The sequence below is a fragment of the Rhizobium sullae genome (genome assembly GCF_900169785.1).
Taxonomy (GTDB): domain Bacteria; phylum Pseudomonadota; class Alphaproteobacteria; order Rhizobiales; family Rhizobiaceae; genus Rhizobium; species Rhizobium sullae.
On the sequence record NZ_FWER01000031.1, the window covers coordinates 16,912 to 38,452 of the forward strand.

The 21,541-nt window shown below is 60.5% G+C and carries 16 protein-coding genes and 2 pseudogenes; 10 read left to right on the forward strand and 8 right to left on the reverse strand.

The features are described from left to right. Nucleotides 1–200 precede the first annotated feature (200 nt). The 3 genes from BN1800_RS24095 to BN1800_RS24105 are packed head-to-tail and all read right to left on the reverse strand — an operon-like array spanning nucleotide 201 to nucleotide 5,666. Entirely contained in the window at nucleotides 201–3,470 is a 3,270-nt protein-coding gene (locus tag BN1800_RS24095; protein ID WP_087001473.1) for an error-prone DNA polymerase, read from the reverse strand. Then, nucleotides 3,467–4,990, reverse strand: a complete 1,524-nt coding sequence (locus BN1800_RS24100) for a Y-family DNA polymerase (protein ID WP_087001474.1) — start codon at nucleotides 4,988–4,990, stop codon at nucleotides 3,467–3,469. Before BN1800_RS24100 ends, BN1800_RS24095 begins: the two co-directional genes overlap by 4 nt. After that, nucleotides 4,905–5,666 carry an ImuA family protein gene (locus tag BN1800_RS24105; protein WP_087001475.1) on the reverse strand — a complete coding sequence of 254 codons (762 nt, stop codon included), beginning with the start codon at nucleotides 5,664–5,666 and terminating at the stop codon, nucleotides 4,905–4,907. The genes BN1800_RS24100 and BN1800_RS24105 overlap by 86 nt, the downstream gene beginning before the upstream one ends. Nucleotides 5,667–5,992: 326 nt before the next feature. Here BN1800_RS24105 and dinB point away from each other — a divergent pair, with 326 nt between their 5' ends. From dinB to BN1800_RS24155, 10 genes and pseudogenes are all read left to right on the forward strand, one after another. Next, on the forward strand, nucleotides 5,993–7,129 hold the full coding sequence (dinB, locus tag BN1800_RS24110; RefSeq protein WP_087001476.1) for a DNA polymerase IV: 1,137 nt from the start codon (nucleotides 5,993–5,995) through the stop codon (nucleotides 7,127–7,129). A 209-nt stretch (nucleotides 7,130–7,338) separates the two neighbouring features. Continuing rightward, nucleotides 7,339–7,605 (forward strand): annotated as a pseudogene (locus BN1800_RS43475) (FAD-dependent monooxygenase); the annotation flags it as partial. A 71-nt stretch (nucleotides 7,606–7,676) separates the two neighbouring features. Continuing rightward, nucleotides 7,677–9,632, forward strand: a complete 1,956-nt coding sequence (locus BN1800_RS24120) for an SARP family transcriptional regulator (RefSeq protein WP_087001504.1) — start codon at nucleotides 7,677–7,679, stop codon at nucleotides 9,630–9,632. A gap of 41 nt (nucleotides 9,633–9,673) precedes the next feature. Beyond that, a complete protein-coding gene (locus tag BN1800_RS24125; RefSeq protein WP_087001477.1) occupies nucleotides 9,674–10,702 on the forward strand; it encodes a phosphatase PAP2 family protein in 1,029 nt (342 codons plus the stop codon). A gap of 31 nt (nucleotides 10,703–10,733) precedes the next feature. Continuing rightward, complete coding sequence (locus tag BN1800_RS24130; RefSeq protein WP_087001505.1) at nucleotides 10,734–12,428, forward strand: S8 family serine peptidase; 1,695 nt, start codon at nucleotides 10,734–10,736, stop codon at nucleotides 12,426–12,428. Between the two features lie 100 nt (nucleotides 12,429–12,528). Continuing rightward, complete coding sequence (locus BN1800_RS24135; protein ID WP_087001478.1) at nucleotides 12,529–14,112, forward strand: aKG-HExxH-type peptide beta-hydroxylase; 1,584 nt, start codon at nucleotides 12,529–12,531, stop codon at nucleotides 14,110–14,112. Next, nucleotides 14,112–15,071 (forward strand): ThiF family adenylyltransferase, encoded by a 960-nt coding sequence (locus BN1800_RS24140; protein ID WP_087001479.1) that lies wholly within the window; start codon nucleotides 14,112–14,114, stop codon nucleotides 15,069–15,071. The genes BN1800_RS24135 and BN1800_RS24140 overlap by 1 nt, the downstream gene beginning before the upstream one ends. Further along, on the forward strand, nucleotides 15,068–15,325 hold the full coding sequence (locus BN1800_RS24145; RefSeq protein ID WP_084606689.1) for a hypothetical protein: 258 nt from the start codon (nucleotides 15,068–15,070) through the stop codon (nucleotides 15,323–15,325). Before BN1800_RS24140 ends, BN1800_RS24145 begins: the two co-directional genes overlap by 4 nt. A 74-nt stretch (nucleotides 15,326–15,399) precedes the next feature. Then, complete coding sequence (locus tag BN1800_RS24150; protein WP_087001480.1) at nucleotides 15,400–15,705, forward strand: DUF982 domain-containing protein; 306 nt, start codon at nucleotides 15,400–15,402, stop codon at nucleotides 15,703–15,705. Nucleotides 15,706–16,206: 501 nt separating this feature from the next. Further along, on the forward strand, nucleotides 16,207–18,027 hold the full coding sequence (locus tag BN1800_RS24155) for an ABC transporter ATP-binding protein (RefSeq protein ID WP_087001481.1): 1,821 nt from the start codon (nucleotides 16,207–16,209) through the stop codon (nucleotides 18,025–18,027). 39 nt (nucleotides 18,028–18,066) lie between these two features. Here BN1800_RS24155 and BN1800_RS44030 read toward each other — a convergent pair. From BN1800_RS44030 to BN1800_RS24180, 5 genes and pseudogenes are all read right to left on the reverse strand, one after another. Then, nucleotides 18,067–18,285, reverse strand: a pseudogene (locus BN1800_RS44030) (hypothetical protein); the annotation flags it as partial. Between the two features lie 126 nt (nucleotides 18,286–18,411). Further along, nucleotides 18,412–19,389, reverse strand: coding sequence for an alpha/beta fold hydrolase (locus BN1800_RS24165; protein ID WP_087001482.1), 978 nt, complete (start codon nucleotides 19,387–19,389; stop codon nucleotides 18,412–18,414). A gap of 216 nt (nucleotides 19,390–19,605) precedes the next feature. Continuing rightward, entirely contained in the window at nucleotides 19,606–19,737 is a 132-nt protein-coding gene (locus BN1800_RS44035; protein ID WP_425299062.1) for a winged helix-turn-helix transcriptional regulator, read from the reverse strand. A 460-nt stretch (nucleotides 19,738–20,197) separates the two neighbouring features. Next, the gene (locus BN1800_RS24175) at nucleotides 20,198–21,088 is read right to left on the reverse strand and encodes a LysR family transcriptional regulator (protein WP_087001483.1); all 891 of its coding nucleotides are present in this window, start codon (nucleotides 21,086–21,088) and stop codon (nucleotides 20,198–20,200) included. 131 nt (nucleotides 21,089–21,219) lie between these two features. Next, nucleotides 21,220–21,537 carry a hypothetical protein gene (locus BN1800_RS24180; RefSeq protein ID WP_087001484.1) on the reverse strand — a complete coding sequence of 106 codons (318 nt, stop codon included), beginning with the start codon at nucleotides 21,535–21,537 and terminating at the stop codon, nucleotides 21,220–21,222. Between the last annotated feature and the right edge of the window lie 4 nt (nucleotides 21,538–21,541).

Here is a 21,541-nt window from a genome sequence, read left to right on the forward strand (position 1 = left end):
AAGCCGGGACCGCTTCCCAGTAGTCGACACGTAAGCATGATGACGGCAAGCGATTTTTCCGTGAAGATCGCGTAAGATTCAAAATTGTCCGCCGATCTCGCATAAACCTCGAACAGTCAGCGCTCTACCGGTGCTGCCTTTTCTCTGCGGGCGCGATCTACATCGCCTTGATGGAATTCGAACCAAGCCTCTCTTTGCCCTCACCGGAAATCCCGCGTCTTCACCTTGATCGCCTCGAGATGCAGATAGGGATCCACGATATCCCTCGGACGCAGCCCCTTCGACAACCCGCGTGGATCGGGTCTCGGCGCACCATGATGAAACTCGTCGCCACGCCCATGCGGCAACGGAAACGCCATGTCCCGATCGCCAACGCTTGCGAGTTCCGCTGACAGATCGATCAGCCGGTGGGCGACCAGATGCACGACGTCCCCTTCCCGCTGGATGCGGCCATAAACGCCGATCATACCTGCGCCGAGAACGATCTTGCGGTACTTCTCGAACACTTTCACCCAGACGACGAGATTGGCGATGCCGGTCTCGTCTTCGAGCGTGATGAACATGACACCCTTGGCGGAGCCCGGCCGCTGGCGGACGAGAACAAGGCCGGCGGCCTCCAGCCACTTGCCGTCGCGCGCCTGCATCGCCTCTGAGCAAGTGACGATACGCCGGCGGTTGAGATCGGCACGCAGGAATGACAGCGGATGGCTCCGTAGTGTCAACCCGACATGACCATAATCCTCGACCACCTCGCCGCCTGCCGTCATCGGCCTGAGCGCCACGATCGGCTCATCGATCTCCACCACGGTCGCGTTCTCCCGAGCCGATGCGGCGGCAAACAGTGGCAGCGGCTCGTCGCGCAGCGCTTTGATCGCCCAGAGCGCCTCTCGCCGGGCAAGTTTCAGCGACGGCTGGAAGGCATCGGCTTCCGCAAGCTCAACGAGCGAGGCCGCCGGCACGCCGGCGCGGCGCCAGAGATCATCGACCGAGACGAAGGGCTGGTCGGCGCGTGCGGTGATGATCGCCGCGGCGTCGGCATTGGCAAGACCCTTGACCATGCGCAGACCCAATCGAACGGCAAACCGGTCTTCGTCGTCCGTCGGCTCCAGCGTGCAGTCCCAACGGCTGGCGTTGACGCAGACAGGGCGCACCTCGACACCATGATTGCGGGCGTCGCGGACGATCTGGGCCGGTGCGTAAAAACCCATCGGCTGGGCATTGAGGAGAGCGGCGCAGAAAACGTCGGGATGCCAGCATTTCAGCCAGGAGGACGCGTAGGCGATCAACGCGAAGGAGGCCGCGTGGCTTTCCGGAAATCCGTAGCTGCCGAAGCCTTCGAGCTGCTTGAACGTCTTTACCGCAAATTCCGGCTCATAGCCGTTTGCCACCATGCCGGCGATCAGTTTTTTCCCGAATTTCGATACCCCACCGGTATGCTTGAAGGTCGCCATGGCGCGGCGCAACTGATCGGCCTCTCCCGGCGTGAAACCGGCGCATTCAATCGCCACGCGCATTGCCTGCTCCTGGAAGAGCGGCACACCGAGCGTCTTGCCGAGCACCTTTTCCAGTTCGGGCTTGGGATAATCCACCTTCTCCTTGCCCTCACGGCGACGAAGATAGGGATGCACCATGTCGCCCTGGATCGGGCCGGGGCGGACGATCGCCACCTCGATGACGAGGTCATAGAAGGTGCGTGGCTTGATCCGCGGCAGCATCGACATCTGCGCCCGGCTTTCGATCTGGAAAGTGCCAAGTGTGTCGGCCTTTCTGATCATCGCATAGGTGCGTGGATCCTCCGCCGGGATGGTCGCCAGATCGACAGTGATGCCCTTATGCTCGCCAAGCAGATTGAAGCCGCGCTTCATGCAGGAGAGCATGCCGAGCGCCAGGCAGTCGACTTTCATGAATTTCAAGATGTCGATGTCGTCCTTGTCCCATTCGATCACCTGGCGGTCGACCATCGCCGCCGGCTCGATCGGCACGAGTTCATCCAGGCGGTCACGGGTAAGCACGAAGCCGCCGGGATGCTGCGAGAGATGGCGCGGGGCGCCCATCAGTTGCCGGGCGAGATCCACTGTCAGGCGCAGGCGCCGGTCGCCAAGGTTCAGATTGAGATCCTCGGCATGCTTGGCACCGACATCCTCGCCCCAGCCCCAGACCTGCGACGACAGCATCTTCGTCATATCCTCCGGCAGGCCTAACGCCTTGCCGACGTCGCGGACAGCCCCCTTCGAGCGATAGCGGATGACGGTCGAACACAAAGCAGCATGGTCGCGACCATAGGTGTCGAACACCCATTGCATGACGATCTCGCGCCGTTCGTGCTCGAAATCGACGTCGATATCGGGCGGCTCGCGGCGCTGTTCCGAAACGAAGCGCTCGAACAGCAGGTCGTTGCGGTCCGGATCGATCGAGGTAACGCCAAGCACATAACAGACAGCGGAATTGGCGGCCGATCCCCTGCCCTGACAAAGAATGTCCTTTGAGCGAGCAAAGCGGACGATCGAGTTCACCGTCAGGAAGTATGGTGCGTATTCGAGCTTCTCGATCAGTCGCAGCTCGTGCTCGAGGTTCTTGCGCACCTTGTCCGGCAGGCCTTCGGGATAACGCTCAGCCGCCCCTTCCCAGGTGAGTTGCTCCAGCGTCTGCTGCGGTGTCAGTTCCGGATGCGAGCGTTCCTCCGGATATTGATAGGCGAGTTCGTCGAGCGAGAAACGGCAGCGCTCGATGATTTCGATGGTGCGGGCAAGCGCCTCCGGATAGCGGTTAAAGAGCCGCGCCATTTCTTCCGGCGGTTTTAGATAGCGATCGGCATGCCGTTCACGCCTAAAGCCGGCATCGTCGATCGTGATGTTGTGGCGGATGCAGGTGACGACATCCTGCAGGATGCGTCGCTCGGGATCGTGAAACAGCACGTCATTGGTCACCACCGTCGGCACCCGCGCCGCCGCCGCCATGTTCGACAGTTCGTGCAGACGCAGTTGATCGTTCGGCCTTCGGCGCAGCGTCAGTGCCAGATAGGCGCGATCACCGAAGGCCTCGCGCAGGCGACGCAGGTTGAGAGCGCAGGTCTCATCGGCGTGGTCCGGGATGAAGACGGCAATCAGCCCCTGGCCATAGGCGACGAGATCTGCCCAATCGAGGCGGCATTTCGCCTTGCCGGCGCGTTTCTTGCCGAGCGACAGCAAACGGCAGAGCCGCGCATAGGCCGGCCGGTCAGTCGGATAGACAAGCACCGACAGACCGTCGGTGAGATCAAGGCGACAGCCGACGATCAGCCGGACGCCGGTATCCCTGGCCGCCTGATGAGCGCGGACGATACCGGCGAGCGAATTGCGATCGACGATCGCCAAGGCCTCGATGCCGAGTCCGGCCGCCCGCGCGAACAGTTCCTCGCAGGAGGACGCTCCGCGCAGGAACGAAAAGTGCGAGGTGACCTGCAGTTCGGCATATCGTTCAGTTGCCGTCATCCGAATATCCCATGGAGGAACCATTTGTGGCTGCCGGTTTCGCTGTGCTCACCGTCACCGGCGCGAAAGATCCAGTAGCGTTCGCCTGCTTCGTCCTCGACCTGGAAGTAATCGCGGACCGCGACCAGTTCGGCATCGCGTTTCCACCACTCCCCGAACACGCGCTCGGGACCATCGGCGCGCTTGACGCGGCGTCGAGTGCCCCGCCAGGTGAAGCTGACCGGCGGATGATCGGGCAACAGCGCCATCGTTTCGATCGGCTCGGGATGCTTGAGCAGTCGGGCAGGTCGCGGCCAGTGATCCGGCCAGGTCTCGCCATTGTCCGGCATCATCGGCGCCACGCGGGTAACGGAACGCTCGGGCACATCGCTGGCAACCGGCGCGAAACGATAGAGCCGCCTCTCGCCGATGCGGTTGCCAAGGATGTCGATCAACCCGGAAACATCGGCTTCCGGTTCCTCGACCAGCGACGAGATCACCTGCCGCGCGACGAGCGGTTCGGCATGGGTCGCCGTCAGCGACATGATCTCGATGCCGAAGCCGGGATCGATGGTCTCGATCCGGTCGGTGATCAACCGCGTCAGCCGCTTGACGTCGCGAACCGGCGTCGCGGTTCCGGCCCGGATGGCCTGATAGGAGCTGTCGACGCGGTGGAACAAGAGATCGACGCGGCGGGCGCCGAGACCTTTTTCCTCGAGCGCGTGACAGAGCTGGTCGACGAGCTTGGCGGTATAGCGCGCGATTGTCTCGGCCGCGGCGATCGGCTCGCCAAAAGCACGGCGGACCTCGACCAGCTCCGGCGTGCGCACCGGATCGATCGGCTCGGCGATCCGTCCCATCGCCTGATCGAGACGGCGGCCGAGTTCCGGCCCGAAGCGAAGGGCCAGCGGGGCGCGCGGCTGGCTCGTAAGTTCGCCGACCGTGTTGAAGCCGAGAACCCGAAGACCATCGACGATGGCTGGGTCGACCCGCAGCGCGGCGATCGGCAGATCTCGGATGGCGTCAGCCTGCCTACCCGGCGGAACGACAAGCGTCGGGTTGGCCCGGAATCGCGCACTGGCATGGGCGGCACCCCAGGTGTCTGCGACTGCCGCGCGTGCGGCAATGCCCGAGGCGAAGAAGCGGTTGACCATGCCCGATAGCATCAGCTCCTCGCCGCCATGCAGGTGATCGGCGCCGGTCGTGTCGATCACCAGACTGTCAGGCGGATCGGCGGCAACGATCGGCGCATAGCGTTGCAGCGCCCAGAGCGCCAGACGTTCGAGCGCCTCGGTATCGGCGGCCGGATCCGCATCCATGACGACGAGGCCGGTCACCAGTGCCTGCGCCTTGGTTGCCGGCATCCCGATCCGCAAGCCGGCCGCGCGTGCTGCCTGATCGACGGCCAGCACGACGCGCCGCCTCTGCTGGCGGCCGATTAGGACGAGCGGCGTCTCAGGCGGAGGCGCGGCGTCGCCCAATCTCCGTCTGAGGCGATCCGTGGACCACATCGGAAGGAAGAGCGATACGACCCTTGGCATCTGGGGCCTCCACTTCAAAATCAGCACTTTCACCGGCGCGACAGCGGATAAGTTCAAGCAGCCAGCGGGCGCGGCCGATGCCTGGAACCGGCAAGGGAGAAGACGGCAATACCGAGACGCGCCAGCGTGTAACCGATGCGGTCGGCTGCCCGAAGTCGGAAGCCTCGGTCTGCCGCCGCCAGCGGCGGATGGCGATGCCGATCGTGCCTGAACTTTCGGCGGCAAGCTGCAGCCGGCGGGACGCTGTTATCGAGAGCCGTGCCAGTTCGCCGACGACAGCGCCAAGCCCGCCATGGCGCAGTCCCTCCTCAATGCAGGAAAGTAGTGCCTTCTCGTCACCCGCTTCGACATAGATGACCCGCCCAGGCAGCAGGCCCACCTGGGCAAGTGCCGGTGCGAAGAGGTCCGGCCGTGTCACGCACCAGAGCACCTTGCCCTTGGTACGCGCCGCGATCCCGGCGGCAAACAGTGCTGCCGCGGCGCCATCGATCGCGCCATTGCCGCCGCCAGCAACCTCATGCAGCGCACCCAGCGCCAGCCCGCCTCCCGGCAGCCGGCGGTCGATCGCCGGAACGGCGAATGGAAGTGTCGCCCGACCACGAACCACCCCGCCCTCCAGCCGCTCGATGCGTTCGCGCAGCTCGGCGATGATAGGGTTGACGGCGCGGTCACGCATGCGAAATGGCACCTCCTCGGGCTTGCAACGGTAGAAACTGCTGATATGTTCCCTATTTGTTCTTAAACCGAACAGGAGTCAATCAACCCTCGAGCGACTCTTCTGGGTTGAATGGTCATTCAACTTGTGGACGAGGCTCCGTGCTTGAGGATTCGCTGATCAAATACAGCGGGATAGGGACGCGATCATCCGCACGATCCTATCCCCAAATTTCGATGGGCGGCAGAGAGGGTGGTCGTTCGCGATGCCAGGATCGTTCGCTCACTGCTGCTCAATCCCGGCGCAGGTTCGGATAAGATGGATAGCCGTAAAGTGAAAGGAAATGCATGTTGATCGCGCGGGAGCCGGACGGCGATGGCAGGAGCGGAACCGATGTGGTTCCCTCACCTGCCGGTGGCGTGCGCAAGATTCTGCATGTGGACATGGACGCGTTCTATGCCTCTGTCGAGCAGCGCGATAATCTGGAGCTCCGCGGCAAACCGGTCGCTGTCGGCTATCCGGAGGCGCGGGGCGTGGTCGCCGCCGCCAGTTACGAGGCACGCAAATTCGGTGTCCATTCGGCGATGCCCTCGGTGACCGCCAGGCGCAAATGTCCAGAGCTGATCTTCGTGCCACACCGCTTCGACGTCTACCGGGCGGTCTCAGAGCAGATTCATGCGATCTTTTCCGAATACACGCACCTGATCGAACCGCTGTCGCTCGACGAAGCCTATCTCGACGTCACCGAAAACCTCAAGGGCATGGAGTTCGCAACCGAGATCGCCGAGCAAATTCGCGCGAGGATCAGGGCCGAGACCGGACTTACAGCGTCGGCCGGTGTTTCGTACAACAAATTCCTCGCCAAGATGGCCTCCGACCAGCGCAAGCCCGACGGATTGTTTGTCATCACGCCGAAGCAGGGTCCAGCCTTCGTCGAGGCCCTGCCCGTCAAGAAATTCCACGGTGTCGGACCCGCGACAGCTGAGAAGATGCTGAGGCTCGGGATTGAGACCGGCGCGGATCTGAAAGCCCGCGATCGCGCCTTCCTGCAGCAGCAGTTCGGGAAATCGGGACCATATTTCTACTGGATCGCCCGCGGTATCGACGAGCGCGAGGTGAAGCCGGATCGCGTCCGCAAATCCATCGGCGCCGAGGATACGTTTCGGAAGGACATTCATGATCTCGAAGCCGCCCGCGCTGCCTTGCAGCCATTGATCGACAAGGTCTGGCGCTACTGCGAGGCCAACGGCATTCGCGGTAAGACCGTGACGCTGAAGGTGAAGTGGGGAGATTTCACCCAGATTACCAGGAGCAAGACCGCAGCCGTACCGGCTACGAGCGCGGTCGAAATCGCTGCCATTGCGGAGCTGTTGCTCTTGCCGATCTTTCCTGTTCCGAAGGGAATCCGACTGCTGGGCGTGACCCTATCGTCCCTCGACCATGATGATGAGAAAGACAAACCGCAGCTCGCACTTGCTTTATGAATCGCATCGCCCGGATCCATTTGCTCTCATCCGTACTACTTTTCGGACTGAAACTTTATCGCGCATCTCCATACTGTCGCACAACCGTGGTAGATTTCGGCCAGCCAATGGCTGAAGGCGGGTGTGCGCGGCCTTTTCGCGCCCACCATCGAAGCCTTCTACCGCCGCGGGCCGCATTGCGCTGGAGAACTTCTATGAAGACGTCGAGGAAAGGGCTTAACCTTGGGGCTTGGGACGCAATGGACCTGGGATGGAAGCTGGCTGCCACGATCCGCGGCGATGCGCCGGTTGGTCTGCTCGACAGCTATGTGAGCGAACGGCATCCGGTGGGAGCACGGGTCCTTGACCGGTCGCACGCGCAGGTCGCATTCATGCGGCCAAGCGGGGTTCACGCGCGCTTGAAGCCATCATCCGTGATCTAATCGACGGGCGTGACGGAGCGACCTATTTCGCCGAGCGCGTCTGGGGGTGTCTCTCCTTTGACGCTGCTTTGACGGTAGGGTGCTACGGCCGGTTTGCGAAATTACCCAGAGGAATTCAGCCGGTTATGCTTCAGTTCGACCATCGCCAAAGCATCAATATGCCTTTCGGAATCCCGATTTCCCTTCCCGGTGGCTTGCCTGGCGCCGCAATTATGGCAGACTGGTCTGCGGATGCTAGGTCTTCGGGCTGCCAAACGAGCGCGTCGGAGGCAACGGGGGCGGGGCCTGTGGATCGCATGGACAAGGAGCAAAATCCGTTTCGGATGTTCCTGCTCGGGCCTTTTGCCCTTGTGGACGCTGGAGGGCGGCCGGTTACTCCGAAATCCAAAAAAGCCCAGGCTCTTCTGGCGATGCTTGCATTGTCCGCTCGGGGCTCGCGCTCGAGAATCTGGCTTAGGGACAAGCTGTGGAGCGATCGCTCCGACGACCAGGCTGCAGCTAGTCTGCGCCAGGCCCTTTTGGACATTCATAAGACTTTGGGGCCGGCACGTGACCTTTTGATCGCGGATAAGAATACCGTTTGGCTGGATATGGACCGACTCGTACTCGACACCGACCTGGTGGTTCGGATGGAGCGGTCGGCCGACCAAATCACCGACGAATTGCTCGAAGGTATCGACATCCGCGATCCGGAGTTCGAGGACTGGTTGGCGCTGGAACGGCAGAACTGGTATCGCCGGCTCGATGAAGGACAAGTTCACGATGTATTCGAGCCGCGACAGCAGCCGAGCCGCGATATCGCCAAACATTCCGCCCTGCTGCCATTAACAGGCGCCCCGGATATGCCGAGACAAGGCAAAGCCCTGGAAATCGCCAGCAGCAACTCATATCGGGGGCCAGGCGACGGTGGCTGGCAATGGATCATGGCCCTTCAGTCCCCCATCGTGGTGGGTGCCGGAGAGGGCGGACAAATTGCCGCGACACGGTTCCAAAACCTCATTGCAAAAGCCATCATCGACGGACTGGGCATTGGCGTCACCGACCTCTCCTTCACCTTGCCGGATATTGAACAGCGCGAACAGCAGATCAGCCTTCCGATATTTCTACAGCTTCGCCTGACGTTTGACGGTGACATGGTGCTGATCGAACTGGTGATGAAGCATCTGATCAACAACCGTATTCATTGGCTGGGCAGTCAGGCAATCAGCCGCACGCAGTTTGAGCGAGGCGAGTTCGGTACCGCTGCTGCGTTGATCAGCCAGGCCGTCGATCAGCTGGCCTATTTCCAGGAGATCCAGGCAAACGATGGCCGACTGTCGCAAGACGGCCTCCTGATCGACGCCGTCAATGCGATCTTTCGGCTGTCCCGCGGCGATTTAGATAACGCGGAGCGGCGCCTGGAAGAACAGATCCAGTATCAGCCGCGGTCATCGACGTTTGCCTGGCTGTCATTCATTCGAACTTTCCAGGTCGGCCAACGTTTCAACGCGCTCGACGCGCATCTGATCGAGGAAGCCCAGGTCTATGCGCGCAAGGCGCTGGAGCTCGATCCGCAGAATTCCGTGTCGCTCGCGCTCGTCGGCCACGTCCATTCGTTCCTGTTCGGCGAATATGACTATGCGGCTAACCTGTTCGAAAAATCAATCCGCCTGAACCCGGCTCTGCCGCTCAGCTGGGATCTCTACGCCATGCTTCATTGCTATGCAGGCCAGCCCGATAAGGCCGTGGCCATGGCGCGTTGGGTACAAGAGCTCGGCGTCTACAGCCCGCACAGATACTACTTCGACACGACCAAGTGCATTGCAGCAGCGCTTGCAGGCGATCATGCCGCAGCCGTAGCTGCAGGCGAAGAAGCCCTGCGGTCACGGCCGAACTTCAACAGCCTGCTGCGCTATCTTGCCTCCAGTCATGCCCATTCCGGCGATCTCGGCGGCGCGCGCCATTACCTGCAGCGTCTTGAGGTGGTCGAGGGCGGCTTCTCCATCAATGCCTTGCGCGGCAGCGGCTATCCGCTGCTCAACACAGGCGGCGGCCAGATCTTGATCGACGGCCTGCTCAAGGCAGGCGCCAAGCTGCGCTGAACCCAGGACAATTCTTCATATCATCGCGCAAGGAGGCTGCAATGGAAGCGGAGACTATCCAGGAATCGCAATCAAAAATTGTTTTGTTTCTAAACAGATATAAATTCAGGATTGAGCCGGATACGGTCCTTCCATGCGAGCCCAGGGACGATGCCAGCGCTGGTCCTCTCGCCGGTGCATCGCAGGCTGCGCCTGATGCAGCCTCCGCACCTGCGCTTTTCCTCGGCACGGATGAGGATGCATCGCCCCTGGCCGGACCCATGATGGCGACGATGGCCGTAGCCTCGGTCCTCAACAAGAGCGTGGCGAACAAGTCGGTGCTCAACAAGGCGTCGCTGAACAAAAACAAAAACAAAAATAAGAATAAGAATAAGAACAAGTCGCCCATGGACGGCGCCAGCCCCGGCGTGTCGCAGCTTATCCCCTACTTCGAGCTGCGCAGGCTGCACCAGCAGCCGTCACGCAATGCCTATACCGCGGCGCGGCGCTTCACTTGGGAAGTGCTGGATATACTTCCGCCACCCGGCCCGGATTATACCCGTCTCGAGACGACGGTGCTGCTCTCCATGCAACGCCGTGACCGCGAACGTGTGCGGCGCCTGCCCGATATCCAAGTCGAGTCGACGATCTCCGTGGCGGAATTCACCCGCGTATTGCATATCGAGGATCTCGGCGGTTTTGAGCAGACGGAAGGCCTTTTCCAGGCGATCCTGACGGCCTGCGAATATGTCGGGCTGATCTACAAGAGCCAGTTTAACCGGCTGCGGCCAAATCAGTTCGAGCCCATGCTGCGGCCGTTGCTGGCCGTGCCGGTCCACGAGTCCTATCCCAGCAACCACTCGTTTCAGTGCTTTTCGATCGCCTTCGCGTTCTCGACGATCCTGCCGGAACATCCGGCCACCGACGAGCTAGCCCGCATCGCCCAGAACGTCGCCGAGAACCGTGAATGGGCTGGCCTCCACTATCCCAGCGACACGCAGGCGGGGCGAGATCTCGCCCGACGCTTCGCTCCCTACCTCCACGACGCGTTCGGTCCTCTATTCCAGGCCGTACACGACGAATGGGTCTGAATTCGCCAGCTGCACAACGGGGATTATGAACATGACGGATCAATCACAAATGCCTGAGCCCGCGCCGATCAACTACTATTATCTCTGGCACCTGACTGCGCTTGGTGTGGTCGACGCGGAATACGGATCAGCTCCGCCTGCTCCACCCGCGCTCGATGCGAGCGCCGCACGCGCGCTCCCCGATCCCCTCATCACCGGCACGGTCTGGGATGCCATCGCTTCCGCCGGCCCGTTGCGCCCCGCGCGGGTCGCGCTGATCGATGTCGGCGTATCTCCGGACCATCCCAATCTGGCGACCCGGCTTGACCGGGAAGCGTCAATCGATTTGACGACCCATCGTTTCGGCGCGCGCGTGCTCGAAATACTCGATACGACTACGTCGTTTGACCGCGAAGAAAAGCATGCCTTCTTTGCCGGGCTCAACATCGCTCCGCTCGGCAATATCGGCCTTTCGAATGACGACCGGGATTATCTCAGTGACCTGGTCGCCGAATATGCCACGTCGGAGGGTGTTCTCCGGCGGCTCTACAATCCGGAATCGCTTTTTGCATCGCATGGTACGTGCTGCGCAGGACTGATCGTCGGCGAACCCGCCGTTGTTGCGGAAGAAGGCACAGCAAGCGCTCCACCGGAGGGAGCCTTCTACGGCAATGGCGACGAGTTGCGTACGAGCGGTAATCGCAATGTCATCCCCTATTTCGGCGTTGACCCTTTTTCAAGGATCATCTCTATCAGGACGTCCTTCGAAGACGATGTCAGGCAGTTCATCGCTGCCTTTCTTTATGCCTATCATCAGAAGGCGGACGTGATCGTCCTGCCGCGTGGTCTGCCGGATCCAAAACGCAGCATCATTGATCCGAAGAATGAGCTGAAGGCGGACTTGGAACTGTGGAAAAACCAGGATGCCGCCAATCTCTTCACGCGCCTTGCCTTCGCCGACCAGGGTGAGCCTGAACTGGAGCCGAAGGCTGCGCAGAAAGGCTCCAATCCGGATCGCCCGTGGCATATCCTCAAACAGCTCATCCTCGCCATCAGTCGGCACATTCCGATCGTCTGCGCCGCGGGAAACAGTGGCGAGAGCCAGCTGATCTATCCGGCAAGTCTTGCCGCCGACGACAACGGCATCATCGCCGTCGGGGCCGTTACCGTCGAAGGTTTCCGTTCGGGCTACAGCAATTACGGCGAAGGATTGACGGTTGTCTCCCCCTCCGACGACGGTGAGGTCTTCAACCGGCATCAGTTGCGCCTCGACCGGCTTTCTCCATTTGCCGCACAGCACGACTACAGTGCTTTTCGAATGCGGGAATACTACTATTCGCACTTCTCGCTTCTGACGACGGACCTGTCGGGGATTTTCGGCTATGATCACGGCTCCGATCCATGGTCGGCGATCGTGCCGTTCGGAACCAATCCCGGCACCGGTGGAGGATACTACACCACCTTCGGGGGCACCTCCGGCGCGTCGGCGCAGGTGGGGGGGCTATGCGCCCTGATTCAGCGCGCCTACAAGAGCCGCCACAATCCCGGTGACCGCCTCTCGGGTCCTCATGTCAAGTCCATTCTGAAAGCCGCGTCCCGCCTGGACGCCATTGTCGCACCCGGAACGAGGAAACTGACGGCGGATTGCATGAATGCAGAAAGCGAGGACGCTCTCGAAGCGGCCTATTTCTTCGGGTCAGGCCTGCCGAATGCGCGGGCGGCGGTACAGGCGGCTCTGGCGATCTGACCGCTGCGCATGCGTTTTCCAAATTTAAGCCTCCTCGATCGGAGGCTTTTTCTTTGTTTACGTCATTTTTACGGATTTTTAACGCGGAACTGGCGGGCGAATGACGCCCTTGGGGAATAGTGCCTCTCAACCGACGACGCGCAACGTTCCGATGCCGGACGAAGCCGTCCCGAACGCGGGCACTTTCGCCCGAGATGGAACCTTGATCCGTCCGAAGACTAACCCACGGAGCCTGCCGATGTCCGCGTCCCGTATACAAGAACTAGCAGATGAGGCGCGTCTCCTGCTCAAGCGCAATCCCCTGATGGCAAGCACCGTCTCCCTGCAGCGCGTGGCAACTCGCAACCTTTTGAAGCGACGCTTCCAGTATGGCCGCACACTTGCGGCGGCTTCCAAGCTCGCCGATTGTTCGGTCGGGATAGAGGCGCTGGCAGGTTATTTCCCCGATCTTGCAAATGGCGGATACACTCGTCTGCTGGAGCTTCCGCCAGCGGTTGCCGGACCGGTCGGTGCCGACCCCTACCGTTCATCCGCGCTTGCAGCCTGGATGGGCGGGCTCGCGCGCAGTCTGGAATGGCAGGCAGCCCGCCCCGATGTGCAAGTCGTCAGCGGTTATCTGCAGCCGGATCTGATCGCATCGGATCTTGACCTCGAACGTCAGCCGGCGTGCCGGCTCTCTTGCGGCATCGGCCTCGTCCGCATCGAAAGCGCGGCGCGAAGCCCTATCATGCAAGCCCTCATCCGCCAATGCATGCCGGACTATCCCAGGCCCGACCGCCCCATCACGGACGATGCGGAATTGGATCGCATCGCCGACCATCTGGAGAAGGCTTTCGCATTAATCGCGGAATTAGACGAGTGCGGCCATCAGCGTCTGATCGCCGGCCTGCACACGCTTCACGTTGGCGTGCGGCGCGAACCGCAGTGTTCCTTTTCGAGTTCGAACGAATTGCCGGGCAGCGCGCTCATCGTTCTTTCCAGAGAGAGATTGCGCGACGGCGATCATGCCGCGACCGCAGCCCAACTGCTTCACGAGGCGGCGAATATCCTGCTTGGGTTTTATACGACCTCGGCGGCGGCATCCCTGCCTGGGGAGTTCCAATATGTTTCCCCATACAAAAACGACCTACAGACGCTCGAGAGCATCCTGCATACGGCCTACACCATTCCCTGGGAGTGCGCCATGCGCATGGCATGCCTATCCACCGAGGCGGATCCTGAGCGCCGCGCCCGGAAAACGGCATTCATAATCGCCTATGCCGCGCGGCAAGTCCCGCTCATCGACATCGCTCGGAAAGGGATCGAACGTCTCGGCGGCGATGTCCTCCTCGACCTCCCAGACATCGCCGCCATTCCTTCCTGGAGTGGCCGGATCCTAGAGCTCGTGGGCCGGTTGCTTGCCGAAGAGCCTGTCGCGCACCGCCAGGCCCATCTCGCCGAGCGCCAGCGAGTTCTCGATCGCCAAGCCTGGGATATCGGACAGATGCTCCTGCGCGGCAAGGAACCGATCGATCCTCGGATGGGCCGGCGACAGATCGATGACAGCGGCGACAATATCAGCCTCTGGTACAACGGAAAATTCCACGTGATCCCGAAAGCCGCCGACCATGCGGTGGGCAAGGATTGCGATCGCTCCGCCGCGACGATCCGCGGAATCGCGCCCAGCGAAATGGAGGCAATGTGATGATCAATTATCGGTCTAGACGATTGTCAGCGGCGGTCCGTGCGCCCGTCGATTTTCCGAACTTCTTCGCCCGCAACCTTGGGTCGCGCGGCAGGGGGGCTCTGTTTGCCGGCAATAGTACCGATGCTGTCGAGGAACAGAGCCCCACTGTTACTAGGCCTGCATGCGGCGTCTCACTGAAGGCTTCCGATATGCCGGCGGAGGACGAGTATGTCGCCGCCGCAGTTGATCACGACGACGCCTTCCTGACGCCTCGTTGCCATCGGCGACGCGACTTCGCACGGTTTCGCGAAATCGACTTCGTCATCATCGGATGCGGCGGCTTGGGCTCGCAGATTGCCATCCAGCTTGCGGCCATAGGCGCGCGCCATTTCCTTCTCGTCGATGCGGAACGTATCGACGAGAACAACTTGAACCATCTCCCATGGGCGAGCGAGGCGAATCTCGGCTGGCTGAAGACAGACAGGCTGGCGACCCATCTGGCCGCGCGTTTCTCGGCGAATGTCTTCGCGCTGCCGGAATTTGCGGAAGGCGCCTCGGCGCTACGGCTAATCGCAGACTACGCTAACAATCCGTTCTTCATTCTCGCCGGCGACGGTTCTCGTCCGGCCCAAGATCTCCTGTCGGTCTGCCTAACATCGGAAGCCGGCCTGCCGCCCCATCTGCATGTGGGCCGCTCGGCAGGCTACCGCATGGCAGGTCCCTTGGTCGCGGTGCATGAGGACGCATGTCCCGTCTGCCACTGCGCCACCCAAGTCACAGCCGACGACGCCTTTCACGCCCCACCGGCCACCGTCCACAACCCATCTGTCGTCGGCCTTGCCGTGCCGCAGATTGCCCAAAAATGCCTTTCGAGACACTCGATCGCACGGGGACGCCGATGGATATTGAACCTCAAGAGCCATCAGGCCGAGCTGCGCTCTCTCTCCGAACACGCCGAATGTAAGGTACGTCCATGAAAGTGCTATTTTCCTCGGGATGTTATTGCTCCGTTGGCGCAACTGCCGAAAAGAACGATGAGCTAACGATATCCGAAGCTCTTAGTGATCCACTAATCGCCATCGTGATGCGCGCAGATGGCGTGATCTCCGAAGAATTCAAGCGACTCCTTGAGACGGCAGCCCGTGAGCTGGAAGTCAATCTGGCTAACTCGGTCAGCGGAGGTGGGAAGGATACGCGACACGTTTGTCGAAACGATGCGGAAGATGGTTGACGAGCATGTGTGGTCAACCCCGGTCCGAACCATGGCCCGGCATTGGCACTGCCGTCCCGCGAAGTTTAGGGGCAATGAGATTGGATATGTTGAGAAGGTTCCCAACGATAATTCTTGGTTTTGCCGAAGGGAAAGATCGCAAGGTGATCCGTACCGCTCGCGAGGCTGCCCGACTGTTGCTGAAGGAATGGCCTACCGACGATGGTGAAGAATTCTTCACGGCGGTGAGAACGTGTTTGGACGTCCTTACTGGAGAGATCGAACCCGAGAAATTGCACGAGGCGATCGTCCGCGCCGCATATGAAGCGGGTATTGCAGCAATCACGACTGATCACAGCCTGGGTATCCTCAGGATCTATCCAGTCAGCGAGGTCAGATAGTTGACCGCCGTGCATGCGCTCATCGCAATCCCGCTCCCATCGAGTCGCTTCGGCTATCGCCAATCCTGAAGAACTGCACCATTCAGGCTTGCGGACACGTGATCGGTAATGGCTCGTGGTCATCGTCATGCCGACGGGCCCGCCCCCATTTGGTGACTACCAAGTTTTCGGGGGAGCTTACGACCTGGCTGATGTTGCAAGTATGCCGCATCTCAAAGATTCGCCGAAAATTTCGCCGGATTTGACTTGGCCTGCGCGCCCAACCAATCTAGGATTGATAATCATTCAACACGGTTCTAGGGAGTTTTCGATGGCTATTTTTTCCAACTCCCCAGTGGCTTCCGCGAATATCGCCTGAAGCCGCCAGCGTTTTCCAATGCGACAGAACCTGATGGACTGGTGCTAACCTTCCCGTCGATCGTTCCTCACCAAACCATTTCGCGCGGTTTTGCGCGGACATTTTTTTCCCTATGACGGAGCCGGCGAAAGCCGGATACATCAATGGCTCTTGGTTTCAAATCCCGCCGCGGCGGTGCTTTTCGCAGCGTTTTCCGTTATTGCTGGGCTCATTGGAAGCATCAGCCGGGCCGTGCCTCCTTCATGTTGTTCACAGCGATGCTGTCGACGCTTGCGGATGTGCTCACGCCCTTGTTCTCCGGCCGACTGGTCGACGCCGTGGTGTCCGGCCAGGCCAGCGACGCTGCAATATGGAACAGCGCCTTCAACGCCTTTTGTTGGCTGATGGTACTGTCGGTCGGCGCCGTTATCCTGCGGCATGCCACGTTCACCGCCATCATCGGCTTCACGCTGAAGTCGATGTCGGAGATCGCGGCGAACTCGTTCTTCCATATCCAGCGCTTTTCGAGCGATTGGCACGCCAACAGCTTTGCCGGTTCCACTGTTCGCAAGGTGACACGCGGCATGTGGGCGCTCGACCTGCTCAACGACACCGTCTTCGTCGCGCTTTTCCCATCGCTGGTGATGCTCATCGGCTCGACCATTCTGATGACATGGTACTGGCCAATGATGGGACTGCTGGTCGGCGCCGGATCCGTATTCTTCATCGCGTTCACCGCGACAATGGCTTTGCGCTATGTTGCGCCGATGGCCAGCATGGCCAATAGCTGGGATACACGCCTCGGCGGCGCGCTCGCCGATGCGGTGACCTGCAATGCCGTGGTCAAGGCCTTTGGCGCCGAAGGCCGGGAGGACAAACGTCTCGCCTCGGTCACCCGCAAGTGGCAGGATCGCACAGGGCGCACCTGGACGCGGGGCACCCTGAATGGCACCTCGCAGAATGCGCTGCTCAGCCTGTTGCGCGGCGGCGTGCTGGGCCTTGCCCTTTGGCTCTGGGCTAACGGCAAGGCCAATGCGGGCGACATCACGTTCGTCCTGACAGCCTTTTTCATCCTTCAGGGCTATCTGCGTGAAATCGGCATGCATATCCGCAACCTGCAGCGTTCGGTGAACGACATGGAGGAGCTTGTCACCATCCATGCACAGCCTTTGGGCGTGGAGGACGTTCCCGCCGCGCCAGCTCTCCATGTGACGGCCGGCCTGATCACGTTCGATCATGTCACCTTCCATTATGGCAACCACCATGCTCCGCTCTACAAGGACTTCTCGGTCACCATCAAACCGGGTGAGCGAGTTGGACTCGTCGGCCATTCCGGCTCCGGAAAGACGACTTTCATCAAGCTGATCCAGCGTCTGCATGACGTCAACCACGGCACGGTCTCGATCGACGGGCAGGATATTTCCAAGGTAGCGCAGACCTCTCTTCGCCGCCAGATCGCCATCGTGCAGCAGGAACCCATCCTGTTTCACCGCTCGCTGGCGGAAAACATCGCCTATGCGAGGCCGACGGCCACGCAAGCGGAGATCAGAACGGCTGCGCGGCTTGCCAGCGCCCATGATTTCATCGAGGCGCTGCCAAAGGGCTATGCGACGCTTGTCGGCGAACGCGGTATCAAGCTTTCCGGCGGCGAACGGCAACGCATCGCCATCGCCCGCGCATTCCTGGCCGATGCGCCGATCCTGATCCTTGACGAGGCGACCTCGAGTCTCGATTCGGAATCGGAGATGCTCATCCAGCAGGCAATGGAGAGGCTAATGGAGGGACGCACGACACTGGTCGTCGCTCACCGCCTGTCGACGGTGCGCGCGCTCGATCGGCTGCTGGTCTTCGACCACGGACAAATCGCCGAGGAAGGTACTCATGTTAGTCTCATCCGGCGCAAGAGCGGGATCTATCGTGGACTGTTCGAGCGTCAGGCGCTGGAGCTGACGAAGGGCATCGCGAGTGAAGGGCTGATTGGCTAACGAGTACTGAGAGCACCACTGATTATATCGCAGCGCATCTTTCGAGTCGTAAGCGCTGTTTTGCTCACCGGCTTTTTGGGCAGCGCGAATAGTGGCGATCTTCTCGGCCGCCGCATCAGAGCGGTCTGCGGAGGGGGAGTCCCGCTCATGGTTATGCCAACGAGCTAACCTCAGCACCTTGGGATGAGCGCGATAGCGATCGAAGAGTCTGGCCGCATAAGCGGGCAGGTTATTGGGATCGACCGTTGCTGGGCCGATTTGTCAGGATGGCGCTCGTAATAACGTGAAAGAGATGATCCGCCCGTGGCGCGAATCCGGGTTGGCCGACGAGCCAGCCGAGCGCCGACAAGGCCGCGCAGCTGCCTGAGCTGCGCGGCTTCGAATTCAATTACCTTTTGCGACTTTCCGGTCGAGGAAGCCGTGAATGAGCGGTGCCATCACGACCAGTTTGTCTTCCAGTGCGAAATGTCCGGTGTCCAGAAGATGCAGTTCGGCGTCCGGAAGGTCGCGGAGATAGGGATGTGCTCCCTGATGGGGGAAGATCTTGTCGTTCTTGCCCCACACGATAAGCGTCGGGGGTTTACGTTCGCGGAAGAAAGCCTGGAACTGCGGGTAGAGCGGGACATTGGTCCTGTAGTCATAGAATAGATCCAGCTGAATGTCCTTATTGCCGGAACGATCAAGTAGTGCCTGATCATGAACCCAGTTGTCTGGACTGATGCGGGTCAGATCTCTGACACCGTCGGTGTACTGGAACTTCGTGATCTCCAGCGTCACGAGACCGGAAAGCGCCTCGCGGTTTTCCTTCGTCCCATCAGCCCAATATTTTTTGATCGGATCCCAGAATTCGCGGAGGCCTTCATCATAGGCATTCCCATTCTGGACGATGAGGGCGGCCACGCGATCCGGATGTTTCAGGGCGAGGCGATAGCCGACGGGCGCGCCGTAATCCATGACATACATGGAATACTTCTTGGCGCCGATGTGATCGAGCAGACCGTCCACAAGGTCGGTATAGTGGCCGAACGTATAGGCGAATTTCGTGTGGTCGGGAGCGTCGCTTTGGCCGAAGCCCGGATAGTCCGGAGCAATGACACGATAGCGATCCGCAAGCAGCGGGATCAGATTGCGGAACATGTGCGAAGACGTCGGGAAGCCGTGCAGCAGGACGACCACTGGGCCGTCTTTCGGACCGGCTTCGCGATAGAATATGTTCACGCCATCAATCGCTGCCGTCCGGTAATGGACGGTTGCGGGAGCCTGCTGCGTGATGGCTGCTTGGTTGGGGGTGGCCGACGAGGCAAAGGACATTGGCGCAAAGCTAACGGTTGCCAGCATTAGGGTCGTGATCAGGCGTGTCATGGTAGGTCTCCTTCGGGTTTGAGGTGCCAGCTACGACTGGCCTGGAGACAAACATATCCATCCACGAGAAAACGATAATCCGCTCAATTTGGAAGTGATAATTACGATATGTGAAACAATGACCGCAATCATCCAAAGAGCTAAGCAAAGAGTAGGATCGATCCCGGCCTTCCTGATCCGCGCGAAGTTAGTCCCTGGACGAGTAACCCCAATCCCTCATGGCCAACATGACCGAAGTAAGGTTTTGCCAAACTCGGACAGGCCATATTCAACTCTCGGCAGGACTTCTACGAACCCCGTGCGTTCGATAATCCCGTCCGCTTCCAGCGCCCGGAGCTGGATCGTCAGCGAACGTTGGCTGGATCTCCCATCAAGCGTCGCAACTCACCAAACCGGCGCGGACGATCCAGGAGCCAATAGATAATTATCGTGGCCAACATCTACACTGTGGTTGCGTGCCTAGCTCGGGAGGCCGTAGCGTCGTGCCTATGACCCAAGATGCGGGTGCGAGGATCTCGATCCCCTTTGTCTCTGCCCTTCTCGGCGGCTTTGCCTGACGCCGTTTTATTTTTACCCCATGCCCGAGACGAGTGTTCTGCAAGGGGCTGACGAGATCACGGCCTGCATCGCTTCGGGGGTACAGGCCCGCAATTGCGATGAAGCTACCGCCGGATTAAATCGCAGACGCGCATGAGGCCGCAGGAAAGCGGCCAATCCTTCGGCAAGATTTTGATCGAGGTGTGACTGGCGATTTCCACCAGGAGCCTTTCGATGTGGCGCCACGTCTGCGCGCGAACCGACGGTGGTGCTAGTTCAGCAGCCGGTTTTCCCGGAGGCGTGCCGCTGCCATGTCCACGAAGGCCCGAACCTTGGCAGGCGCGTGCCGCCCTTCCGGATAAAGGATATGGATGGGCATTGGCGGCTCTTCATAGTCGCTGAGAACGATCTGCAACTCCCCCGCAAGCAGGGCCGGGCCGATTTGATAATGCAGGGCCCTGGTCAATCCCCAACCTGCCTGGGCCGTCGCAATCGTGGCTTGGTTCGTATTGCACTGAAGGATGGGCTCGATCGTCACACGCTGGTCGTTTGCGAAGCGCCATTCCGGCGAAGCCCAGGCGCTTGTTGAAGCCGCGATGCGATGGTTCTTCAGGTCCGCAGGCGTGCTTGGCACGCCATGCCGGTCGAGATAGCTCGGGGATCCGCATATGACGTGCCGAACGGCTCCGACCTTGATAGCTGTAAAACCTGAGTCGGGGAGATGGCCTATACGAACGGCGACATCCACCCCTTCTTCGACGATGTTGACGGGGCGATCGATAAACAGCGTCCTGGCGCGGATCGTCGGATAGGCATTCAAGAACTCGGTCACGATAGGCAACACGTACATCTGCCCAAACAGCGCGGATGCCGTGATTGCCAGGGTTCCAGTCGGAGTAGCGTAGGAGCCACCGGCTGCCGCCTCTGCCTCCGCGATATCCGCCAATATCCGACGGCAATCCTCGAAATACCGTGTCCCTGCCTCCGTCATCTTGACGGAGCGCGTCGTGCGAACAAACAGGCGTGCGCCGATGAGATCCTCAAGCGCTGCAACGGCCCGCGTCACCGCCGGCGCGCTCATATGCATGTGGCGCGCGGTCTCAGCAAAGCTCTCGGTTTCCGCAACCTTTGCGAAGACTCTCATCGCCTGCCATCGATCCATTCGCCCCCCAAAGATCGCTCGTGCTGATTGAACACGACCATTGCAAATAAGTTTGTATCAATCTCGCAACACGTCTCGCAAGACTGTTTCGAGATTTGTTTGCAATGACATGACGCCAGGGTCGGCGGAGGCTATGCGGATTTCAACAGGGACCGGTCCATGTACGAGGTGGCCATCGTTTCAATGTCCGCGCAGACCTGAGCGCCCAGACCTGCTCTCGTGGCGCGCGCGCGTCGTTCATCGTTTATCGTCAGCGCCAAAGCGATCGCTCTGGACAGCTGGAAATCGAAGCTCGAGCCGCTGCGCGCCATGTCGATTTCCGCCCCGGTCATGCCGAGCGCTTTTGCATCTTTCTCCTGCTGTCGGATGAAAACACTATCACCGCTGGCGGCGGTGAGCGCGAGCTCAATCGATAACCGTGCTCGCGCGTCAAGCTTGAATCCTGTCATGGCG

Coding starts and splice junctions, on each gene's coding strand:
- BN1800_RS24135 (WP_087001478.1), top strand. CDS start 12,529: ATGACGCCCTTGGGGAATAGTGCCTCTCAACCGACGACGCGCAACGTT.
- BN1800_RS24140 (WP_087001479.1), top strand. CDS start 14,112: ATGATCAATTATCGGTCTAGACGATTGTCAGCGGCGGTCCGTGCGCCC.
- BN1800_RS24120 (WP_087001504.1), top strand. CDS start 7,677: ATGCTTCAGTTCGACCATCGCCAAAGCATCAATATGCCTTTCGGAATC.
- BN1800_RS24155 (WP_087001481.1), top strand. CDS start 16,207: ATGGCTCTTGGTTTCAAATCCCGCCGCGGCGGTGCTTTTCGCAGCGTT.
- BN1800_RS24180 (WP_087001484.1), bottom strand. CDS start 21,537: ATGACAGGATTCAAGCTTGACGCGCGAGCACGGTTATCGATTGAGCTC.
- BN1800_RS24130 (WP_087001505.1), top strand. CDS start 10,734: ATGACGGATCAATCACAAATGCCTGAGCCCGCGCCGATCAACTACTAT.
- BN1800_RS24100 (WP_087001474.1), bottom strand. CDS start 4,990: ATGCCAAGGGTCGTATCGCTCTTCCTTCCGATGTGGTCCACGGATCGC.
- BN1800_RS24145 (WP_084606689.1), top strand. CDS start 15,068: ATGAAAGTGCTATTTTCCTCGGGATGTTATTGCTCCGTTGGCGCAACT.
- dinB (WP_087001476.1), top strand. CDS start 5,993: ATGTTGATCGCGCGGGAGCCGGACGGCGATGGCAGGAGCGGAACCGAT.
- BN1800_RS24150 (WP_087001480.1), top strand. CDS start 15,400: ATGAGATTGGATATGTTGAGAAGGTTCCCAACGATAATTCTTGGTTTT.
- BN1800_RS24105 (WP_087001475.1), bottom strand. CDS start 5,666: ATGCGTGACCGCGCCGTCAACCCTATCATCGCCGAGCTGCGCGAACGC.
- BN1800_RS24165 (WP_087001482.1), bottom strand. CDS start 19,389: ATGACACGCCTGATCACGACCCTAATGCTGGCAACCGTTAGCTTTGCG.
- BN1800_RS24095 (WP_087001473.1), bottom strand. CDS start 3,470: ATGACGGCAACTGAACGATATGCCGAACTGCAGGTCACCTCGCACTTT.
- BN1800_RS24175 (WP_087001483.1), bottom strand. CDS start 21,088: ATGGATCGATGGCAGGCGATGAGAGTCTTCGCAAAGGTTGCGGAAACC.
- BN1800_RS24125 (WP_087001477.1), top strand. CDS start 9,674: ATGGAAGCGGAGACTATCCAGGAATCGCAATCAAAAATTGTTTTGTTT.